The sequence below is a fragment of the Bradyrhizobium pachyrhizi genome (assembly GCF_001189245.1).
GTDB lineage: Bacteria > Pseudomonadota > Alphaproteobacteria > Rhizobiales > Xanthobacteraceae > Bradyrhizobium > Bradyrhizobium pachyrhizi.
The window spans coordinates 1-9,236 of the sequence record NZ_LFIQ01000115.1 but is presented as its reverse complement, the minus strand read 5'-3'; the positions used below and the strand labels follow the sequence as shown (position 1 = coordinate 9,236).

General features: G+C 64.0%; 9 protein-coding genes. 3 read left to right on the top strand and 6 right to left on the bottom strand.

What is annotated here, in order from left to right:
• Positions 1-43 precede the first annotated feature (43 nt).
• A complete protein-coding gene (locus AKL29_RS30930; RefSeq protein WP_050386777.1) occupies positions 44-1,480 on the top strand; it encodes a glutamine synthetase family protein in 1,437 nt (478 codons plus the stop codon).
• A gap of 107 nt (positions 1,481-1,587) precedes the next feature.
• Here AKL29_RS30930 and AKL29_RS30925 read toward each other — a convergent pair whose 3' ends face one another.
• Entirely contained in the window at positions 1,588-2,685 is a 1,098-nt protein-coding gene (locus AKL29_RS30925) for an enolase C-terminal domain-like protein (RefSeq protein WP_050386776.1), read from the bottom strand.
• A gap of 129 nt (positions 2,686-2,814) precedes the next feature.
• Here AKL29_RS30925 and AKL29_RS30920 point away from each other — a divergent pair, with 129 nt between their 5' ends.
• The gene (locus AKL29_RS30920) at positions 2,815-3,402 is read left to right on the top strand and encodes a TetR/AcrR family transcriptional regulator (RefSeq protein ID WP_063779976.1); all 588 of its coding nucleotides are present in this window, start codon (positions 2,815-2,817) and stop codon (positions 3,400-3,402) included.
• On the opposite strand, the gene AKL29_RS30915 is transcribed toward AKL29_RS30920, so the two are convergent.
• The 5 genes from AKL29_RS30915 to AKL29_RS30895 form a co-directional block, all read right to left on the bottom strand.
• A complete protein-coding gene (locus AKL29_RS30915; RefSeq protein ID WP_038377393.1) occupies positions 3,403-4,131 on the bottom strand; it encodes an ABC transporter ATP-binding protein in 729 nt (242 codons plus the stop codon).
• Entirely contained in the window at positions 4,124-4,891 is a 768-nt protein-coding gene (locus AKL29_RS30910) for an ABC transporter ATP-binding protein (protein ID WP_038377411.1), read from the bottom strand. The genes AKL29_RS30915 and AKL29_RS30910 overlap by 8 nt, the downstream gene beginning before the upstream one ends.
• Before the next feature lie 4 nt (positions 4,892-4,895).
• Positions 4,896-5,843 carry a branched-chain amino acid ABC transporter permease gene (locus AKL29_RS30905; protein WP_050386774.1) on the bottom strand — a complete coding sequence of 316 codons (948 nt, stop codon included), beginning with the start codon at positions 5,841-5,843 and terminating at the stop codon, positions 4,896-4,898.
• Positions 5,840-6,757 (bottom strand): branched-chain amino acid ABC transporter permease, encoded by a 918-nt coding sequence (locus AKL29_RS30900; protein WP_028333776.1) that lies wholly within the window; start codon positions 6,755-6,757, stop codon positions 5,840-5,842. The genes AKL29_RS30905 and AKL29_RS30900 overlap by 4 nt, the downstream gene beginning before the upstream one ends.
• Before the next feature lie 226 nt (positions 6,758-6,983).
• Positions 6,984-8,156 (bottom strand): ABC transporter substrate-binding protein, encoded by a 1,173-nt coding sequence (locus AKL29_RS30895; protein WP_050386773.1) that lies wholly within the window; start codon positions 8,154-8,156, stop codon positions 6,984-6,986.
• Between the two features lie 222 nt (positions 8,157-8,378).
• Here AKL29_RS30895 and AKL29_RS30890 point away from each other — a divergent pair, with 222 nt between their 5' ends.
• The gene (locus AKL29_RS30890) at positions 8,379-9,098 is read left to right on the top strand and encodes a DUF805 domain-containing protein (protein ID WP_152977840.1); all 720 of its coding nucleotides are present in this window, start codon (positions 8,379-8,381) and stop codon (positions 9,096-9,098) included.
• The last annotated feature ends 138 nt before the right edge of the window (positions 9,099-9,236 follow it).

Below are 9,236 nucleotides of genomic sequence, written 5' to 3'. Positions count from 1 at the left end.
TCCCCGCAAGAGCGGGGCGAGGGAGAAGCAAAGGAGTGACGCGGTGAGCTTCGTCGAGCGTCATGGCCTGTGGTCGGATGAGCAGAAGGAGGCCGCACAACGCCTCCGCCGCATCGTCGAGGAGAAGAACCTCGAAGTCATCCGCCTGTCGTTTCCCGACCAGCACGGCATCCTGCGCGGCAAGACGCTGATCGCCAGCGAGGCGGTGCGCTCGCTGGAGGGCGGCTGCTCCATCACCACGACGATGCTCGCCAAGGACACCTCGCACAAGACGGTATTTCCGGTGTTCACCGCAGGCGGCGGTTTTGGCATGAAGGAAATGGAGGGCGCGGCCGACGTGCTGATGGTCGCCGATCCCACCACGTTCCGCGTGCTGCCCTGGGCCGAGAATACCGGCTGGCTGCTCTGCGACCTCCATTTCAGCGATGGCCGGCCGGTGCCGTTCGCGACCCGCAACCTCTATCGCAAGGTGCTCGATCAGCTCGGAAGCCACGGCTACGATTTCGTCGCCGGTCTCGAGGTCGAATTCCATCTGTTCAAGCTCGACGACGCTCATATGGCGCCGGAGGATGCCGGCCAGCCCGGACGGCCGCCGTCGGTCAGCCTGCTGTCGCACGGCTATCAATACCTCACCGAGCAGCGCTACGACCTGATGGAGCCGGCGCTCGAGATCATCCGCCGCGACATCATCGCGCTCGACCTGCCGTTGCGCTCGGTCGAGGTCGAGTTCGGCCCGAGCCAGTGCGAATTCACCTTCGCTCCGACCGTCGGGCTCGCGCCGGCCGACACCATGGTGCTGTTTCGTTCGGCCGTGAAACAGATCGCGCGCCGCCACGGCTATCACGCGACCTTCATGTGCCGGCCGAAGCTGCCGAACGTGTTCGCGAGCGGCTGGCACCTGCACCAGTCGCTGGTGTCGCGCGCCGATGGCGAGAACGCCTTCATGGCGAACGAGACCGGCGAGCCGCTCAGCGCGCTCGGCCGCGCCTGGCTGGCGGGCCTGATCGAGCACGCGCGCGCTTCGACCGTGTTCACGACGCCGACCATCAACGGCTACAAGCGCTACCGTTCCTATTCGCTGGCGCCGGACCGCGCGATCTGGGGCCGCGACAACCGCGGCGTGATGATCCGCGTGCTCGGCGGCGCCGGCGATCCGGCGACCCGGCTGGAGAACCGGATCGGCGAACCCGCCGCCAATCCCTATCTCTACATGGCAAGCCAGATCCTCTCCGGCCTCGACGGCGTCGACCGCAAGCTCGACCCCGGCCCGTCGGCCGACACGCCCTATGAAACCAAGGCTGCGCTGCTGCCGAAGTCGCTGCGCGAGGCGGTGTTCGCGCTCAACGACGATCCGTTCTTCCGTCAGGCGCTGGGGCCGGAGTTCGTGGACTATTACGTCTTCATCAAGAACGCGGAGATCGAGCGCTTCCAGGCCGAGGTGTCGGACTGGGAGCACCGCGAATATTTCGAGATGTTCTGACGTGCTCTAAAGCATGATCCGGAAAAGTGCGAAGCGGTTTTCCGAAAAGATCATGCTCAAACAAGGAGCTAAAGCGCGACGACGATTCAACCTAATCTCATCGCGCTTTAGAGTTTCGCGAGATGAGCCGCGACGGCCGCTTCGTTCCATTCCAGACCGACACCGGGCGTGTCGGGAATATGCAAAAGACCATCCTTGATTTCATAGGGCCGTTCGAGAATCGGATCGGCCCAGTCCTGCCATTCCAACCAGTGAGCGGTCTCCGTTGCGCGCATGACGTGGGCGGCGACTTCCGGATAAAGATGCGTTGAGATCGGGATGCCCGCCGCGCCGGCGATCGCAGCCGCGCGCATCCAGCCCGTCACCCCGCCGATGCGCATGAAATCCGGCATCACCAGGTCGCAAGCCTTTTTCGCGATCGCTTTGTGCATCTCCCTCGGACCATAGAAGTTCTCGCCGATCTGGATCGGCGTCTTCAGCTCCGCCGCCAGTTGGGCGTGCCCGTCAAGATTGTCGTAAAGCACAGGCTCTTCGATCCAGTCGAGGCCGTGGTCATCGATCATGTGGCATCGGTCGATGGCTTCGGCGAGATTGAGCCCCTGGTTGTAGTCCACCATCAGATGCATGCGATCCCCGACGGCTTTTCGAACGGCGTCGAGGGTCGCCAGATCCTCGCGTGGATCGCTCCTGCCGAGGCGCAGTTTCAGGGCTGAGAAACCTCCTTCGTCCCGCAATTCCAAAGCTTCGGCGGCGACGGCGGCCGGCTCCTTCAACCAAAGGCCGTTACTGTTGTAGGATCTCACGGCGCCGACCGTCGCCCCCAGCAGCACGCACAGCGGCTTGTTTGCCGCTTTCGCCAACGCGTCCCACGCGGCCATGTCGAGGCCCGACGCGGCGATCATCGACATTCCCTCGTAGCCGACGAAGTGAAGCGATTTGCGCGCCGCCTCGAACAACTCGACAGGCGCCACGCTCCGACCTTTGAGCAATTCGCCGAGATCATGCAACGCCGGAACCAGATATCGCATCGATTTCACGACGTAAGGCTCGAGATAGCCGCGCCCGACAATGCCCTCCTCCGTCACCAGATCGATGAGTACGAGCGGCCACTCCGATATCGTGACAATGCGCGCGACCACCGGCCGCTTCAGCTTGAGCACCACCGGACGAGCTCTGATTTCTCCGAGCGTCAATGAGTCGGGCATGATGATCTGCCTTCGCAGCTCGAGGGAGGAAGCCGACTACAACGGGCTGAAAAAGTCGCGGATGCCATTCCAATTGGTTTTTCAACCGATGTAAATTCACTACCCGGTATATTTTAAGAGGGTGACTGCATGGCGCGATCTGCAGAACCGACCCGGCGGCGCATCCTTGCTGCCGCATACGTCCTGTTTCGCCAGCGCGGATACAGCCGTGTCAGCATGGACGAAATCGCATCGGCGACGAGGGTGACGAAGCGCACGCTCTACAATCACTTTCAAAGCAAGGATCAGCTGCTGGCCTTCGTGCTCGAAGCCCAGAACGAACTGGCCTTGGCCGCGTTCGCGACCTTTGGCGACAAGCTCTCCGGCTCGCCGGCGGCGATCATCGATGGCCTGTTCCGCGACCTTGCGGTCTGGGCGGACAGGCCGCGATGGGCCGGCTCGGGATTCACCAGGCTGGTCATCGAGCTGGCCGATCTTCCGGGCCACCCTGCACGCGCGATTGCGCGCCGGCACAAGGCCTTGCTCGAAACCCATCTTGGCGACTTGCTGAAGCGGGCCGGTGTCCGCGAAGCTCTCCGCCGTGCGCGCGAGATCTGGTTACTCTCCGAGGGCGCGATCTCCTTGATGCTGGTGCATGGCGACCGAGCTTATGCTGCGGCGGCAGCCGACGCAGCCAAGCGCTTGCTGCGGAGCGCTTCGCGGCAAGGCGGGCGTTAGCTAGATCCCGAGATACTTGTGCTGCAGGTCCGGCTCGGCGATCAGCTGCTCGCTGGTGCCGCTCCACACCGTCTTGCCGCGCTCGATGATGTAGTGGCGGTCGGCGATGCGGGCGAGGTTTCCGACGTTCTTGTCGATCACCAGCACCGACTGTCCGCGTCCCTTCAGCATCGACAGGCAGCTCCAGATCTCGTCGCGGATCAGGGGTGCGAGGCCTTCGGTCGCCTCGTCGAGGATCAGCAGCTTGGGATTGGTCATCAGCGCGCGGCCGATCGCGAGCATCTGCTGCTCGCCGCCGGACAGCGTGACGCCCATATTGTTCGTGCGTTCGGCGAGCCGCGGAAACAGCGCGTGGATCTTGTCGATGGTCCACGGATCGGAGGCGCCAAGGCGATTGCCTGATGCGGCGACGAGATTTTCGCGCACCGTCAGGTTGGGGAAGATCTGGCGGCCTTCGGGCACCAAGCCGATGCCGAGCTTTGCGATCTTGTAGGACGGCAGGCCGCGCACCGCCTCGCCGGCGAAGCGGATGGCGCCTGATCGCGCCGGCGTCAGCCCCATGATCGAGCGGATCGTCGTGGTCTTGCCCATGCCGTTGCGGCCCATCAGCGCGACCATCTCGCCCGACTTGATCTTGAGCGACAAGCCGAACAGCACCTGGCTCAGCCCGTAGCAGGTCTCGATGCCATCCACTTCGAGCAGGGTTTCAGTCATCTTGGTCTCAGCCATGGCGCGTCACCGCATGCTGTTCGCCGAGATAGGCGCGCTTGACCTCTTCGTGCTTGCGGATCGCGTCCGGCACGTCGCAGGCGATGACGCGGCCATAAACCAGGACCGTGATGCGGTCGGCCAGCGCGAACACCGCCTCCATGTCGTGTTCGACCAGGACGATGGTGACTTCCTTCCGCAGCTCCTTCAGCAGCGCGACCATCCGCGCCGATTCGGTGACGCCGAGCCCGGCCATCGGCTCGTCCAGCAGCAACAGCTGCGGCCTGGTGGCGAGCGCGACCGCGAGCTCGAGCTCGCGCTGCTCGCCATGGCTCAATTGCGACACCACGATATCGGCGCGCCTGCCGAGGCCGACGCGTTCGAGCGCCGCGCGTGCGGACTCGCGCAGATGCCGCTCCTTGCGCGCATTGCCCCAGAAGCGGAACGAGTGGCCGTCATGCGCCTGCGCCGCCAGCGCGACATTGTCGATCGCGGAAAAATCCTTCAGCAGCGAGGTGATCTGGAACGAGCGTGCCAGCCCGAGCCGGCTGCGCTTGTAGGACGGCAGGTTCGTCACGTCGCGGCCGGCGAAGCGGATGGTGCCGGAGTTCGGCATCACCTGCCCGGTGAGCTGGCTGATCAGCGTCGTCTTGCCGGCGCCGTTCGGGCCGATGATGGCGTGCAATTCGCCTGGCACCACCTCCATCGAGAGGTTGTCGGTCGCGGTGATGCCGCCGAAGCGGCGGACCAGATTGTCGACGCGCAGCAGCGGATTTGGCAGGGGCTCAACCACGGCGCATCCTCCCGAGCAGGCCCATGATGCCGCCGCGCGCGAACAGCACGATCAGGAGCAGCACCGGGCCCAGGATCAGCCCCGAATATTCGGTGAACTGCGACAGCAGCTCCTCGAGCAGGAGATAGACGATCGCGCCGATGACGGGACCGAACAGCGAGCCCATGCCGCCGAGGATCACCATCACCATGAGGTCGCCGGAGCGGGTCCAGTACATCACCGCGGGGCTGACGAAATCGGTGTTGTTGGCAAGCAGCGCGCCGGCCAGACCGCAGATCGTGCCCGATATCACGAAGCAGACCAGGCGGTAGCGGTTGGCATGGAAGCCGATCGCCTGCATGCGCTGCTCGTTGGAGCGGACGCCCTGCACCACGAGGCCGAAGCGCGAATTGACGATGCGCCAGATCAGATAGAGGCCGCCGAACAGGCAGGCCAGGCAGAGGTAGTAGAACTGGTTGCGATCCGACAGGTTGATCAGGCCGGCGAAATCGCTGCGCTTGTAGACGGTAAGCCCGTCGTCGCCGCCGTAGCGGGACAGCGCGGAGGCGATGTAGTAGGCCATCTGCGCAAAGGCCAGCGTGATCATGATGAAATAGACGCCGCGGGTGCGCAGTGAGAGCGCGCCGATCAGCAGCGCAAACAGCGCCGAGACGGCGAGCGCCACCGGCCACTGGATGAAGCCGGAGCCGATGCCCTCGGCGGCGAGGATGCCGACGGCATAGCCGCCGATGCCGAGATAGGCGGCGTGGCCAAAGCTCATCATGCCGCCATAGCCCATGATCAGATTGAGGCTCGCGGCGGCGAGCGCGAAGATCACGATCCGGGTGAACAGCGTGAGGATGAAGATATTGCCCGTGACCGCCGAATAGAGCGGCAGCAGCATCAGGGCGGCACACATTAGCGCCGCGACCGCATTGGAGACGTTGAGCTTTCCCGTCATCGTCTGGCCGCCGGGAACAGCCCCTCGGGCCGCAGCACAAGAATGATGGCCATCAGGAGGTAGATCAGCATCGAGGACAGCGCCGGCGCCGCGGTGGACGCCGCCGCTCCGCTCAGCACCTTGCGCAGCAGGTCGGGCAGGAAGGCGCGGCCCATCGTGTCGATGATGCCGACGAAGATCGCGGCCATGAACGCGCCGCGGATCGAGCCGATGCCGCCGATCACGATGATGACGAAGGCCAGGATCAGGATGTTCTCGCCCATGCCGATCTGCACGGTGAGGATCGGCGCCTGCATCAGCCCGGCGAGGCCGGCGAGCGCCGCGCCAAGGCCGAACACCAGCGTGAACAGCAGCTTGATGTTGATGCCGAGCGCCCCGATCATCTCGCGGTTGGAGGCGCCGGCGCGGATCAGCATGCCGATGCGGGTGCGCATCACGACGAGATAGAGCATTGCTGCGACCGCCAGCGCGACCACGATGATCATGAGGCGGTAGGCCGGATAGTAGACGCCGGGAATGATCTGCACCGGCACGGTGAGCCAGGCCGGCAGCGGCAGCGCGAGGCCCGCCGGGCCCCAGATCAGCCGGACGGCGTCGTTGAAGAACAGGATCAGGCCGAACGTCGCCAGCACCTGGTCGAGATGGTCGCGGCCATAGAGATGCCTGAGCGCGACATATTCCAGCGCGATGCCGAGCAACAGCGTGGCGCCCAGCGCCATCAGCGCGCCGAGCACGAAGCTGCCGGTCCAGGCCACGAAGGTCGCCGCGAAATAGGCGCCCATCATGTAGAGCGAGCCGTGCGCCAGGTTGACGAAGTCCATGATGCCGAACACCAGCGTCAGCCCGGCCGCCAGCAGGAACAGCAGGAGGCCGAATTGCAGGCCGTTCAGCAGTTGTTCGACGACGAGATACATCGTGAGGTTACGTCACCATTAAATGAAACAGCGGCAGCGCGCATGCGCCGCCGCTACGTGAACTCCCTCGCCCCGCTCTTCGCGGGGGGAGGGTTGGGGTGAGGGGCAGCTCCGCAGACCGGGTTCGTGGAGAGTCCCCCTCACCCGGCGCTATGCGCCGACCTCTCCCCGCACGCGGGGCGAGGTAAACGCAAAGCAAGCTGCGCGCCAAAAAGACGCCCGACAATCACTTCATCGGACACTTGTCGTGGAAGCGATCCTGGTCGTCCTTGACGATGGTCGCGACCGTCTTCAGCGACAGCTGGCCCTCGGCGTCCTTGACCACGTCCTGCAGATAGAAGTTCTGGATCGGAATGTGGTTGTTGCCGTACTTGAACGGTCCGCGCACCGATTTGAAGTTCACCTTCTCCATCTCGGCTTTCATCGCGTCCTTCTTCGTCAGGTCGCCCTTCACCGCGACCACGGCGCTGTTGATGAGGTTGGCAGCGTCGTAGGACTGCGCGCCGTAGAAGGTCGGCCGCAGCCCCGGATACTTCTTGCGGTAGTCGGCGACGAACTTCTTGTTCTCCTCGTTGGGCAGGTCGTTGACCCATTGCTGCGCGCCGGGAACGCCGAGCGCATTGTCCTTCTGCAACGGCAGCGACAATTCGTCGATGGTGAACGCGGTGTAGAGCGGGATCTGCTGCTTGATGCCGGCCTGCGCGTACTGGTTCAGGAACTGCACGCCGGCCGCGCCCGGATAGAACACGAAGATCGACTCGGCCTTGGAGTTCTTCGCCTTGGTGAGCTCGGCGGAGAAGTCGAGCTGGCTCGGCCACACCGTATATTCCTCGCCGACGACCTGGCCCTTGAACGTGCTCTTGACGCCGGCCAGCATGTCCTTGCCCGCGGCGTAGTTCGGGCCGATCAGGAACACCGACTTGACGCCCTTCTGGTTCATGTAGGTGCCGACCGCCTGCGGGGTCTGGTCGTTCTGCCAGGAGGTCGAGAACACGTAAGGCGAGCACAGTTCGCCGGCGAGCTGCGACGGACCGGCATTGGCCGAGATCAGGAAGGTCTTGGAATCGACCGCGGTCTTCAGCGACGCCAGCAGCACGTTCGACCAGATGTAGCCGACGATGAAGTCGACCTTGTCGGACTGCACCAGCTTCTCGGTCTTCTGCTTGCCGACATCGGGCTTCTGCTGGTCGTCCTCGTAGATCACCTCGACCGGCTTGCCGTCGATCTTGCGGCCGAGATGGTCGAGCGCGAGCTCGAAGGAATTGCGCATGTCGTTGCCGATCACGGCGGTCGGACCGCTGAAGGTCGACACGAAGCCGATCTTGACGCTGTCAGCCGCCATCGCGGGCTGCGCCAGCGCCAGAGCCATGGCGCCTGCCAGCCAAAATGCCTTTTTCATATTCACTCCCCTCCTCAACCAAAGATCCCACGAGGCTCGATCACGAGGGCCCGGGGGTCACGCTTTGCGCGCGTCGTTCTGTGACGTATTTTGTGCGCGATATCGCAAGTCTGCAGCAAGCATGAACCGACGGCGCTGACTTAGAACCTTCGGCGCATACCTCAGCACCTTGCATCATAATTCGTCTAAATCGACCATGGCAAGAAATATAATGCCGGTTGCGTGGGCAACGATTGTCGCAGGCGGCGGCCTTCGGCAACGACCCACGCCCGCACTGCAGCAGGCTTTAACGATCCGGTAAAGCTCCCGGAAACCACAGGCCGGCAAGCGCCTGCGGGCTTCATGGTCCGGAAAGCATCCCTGGCCGACGCTGCCGCCAAAGGGGTGCGTCACATGCTGAATTACATCTTCGGCTTCAATGCCCGGATGGGCCGACTGGCTTTCTTCTTCTGCACCTTCGTCGTGGGCCTCGGCTTTATGATGCTGGTCTACGGCGTCACCGGCAACGCACCGGCGAGCGGCAGTATGGACGTGCTGCTGGCGCAGGCATCGAGCAACCCCGTGCTGGTCATTGCCTTCTACGGCATGCTCGTCATCTGCTTCATGCTGCAATCGATGCGGGTGCGCGACATGGGCTGGGATCCGGTCTGCGTGATGGCGGCATGGGTCGCCCTCATGGTGCTCGACAGGGCCGTTGCCGGACGATTCCCCCAATATGCGCTGACCTATCAGCACACAGCGACGGTGGTCGGCGCGGCCGTCAATGGCGTGATGAACCTGGTCCTGCTGTTCTGGCCGGGCGGCGGCCGTGTCGATGAAGCGTCGTCCTTGCCGCGCGAGAGCGGCAGCGATGGCATGTTTGAACGAAACAGCGCGCCGGCCGCAGCCGGCAGCCGCGTGGCGCGGATTGCCAGCGGCGAATTCGGCGGCAAGACGCGGTAGGGGCACTCTCTCCTCGCGTCGTCCCGGCGAAAGCCGGGACCCATAACCACCGCCATGCGTTGTCGAAACAAGCTGTGGCCCCAGCGGCGCGCGCCAATTGCCATTTGGGGTTATGGGTCCCTGTGTCTTGGAAGTCTG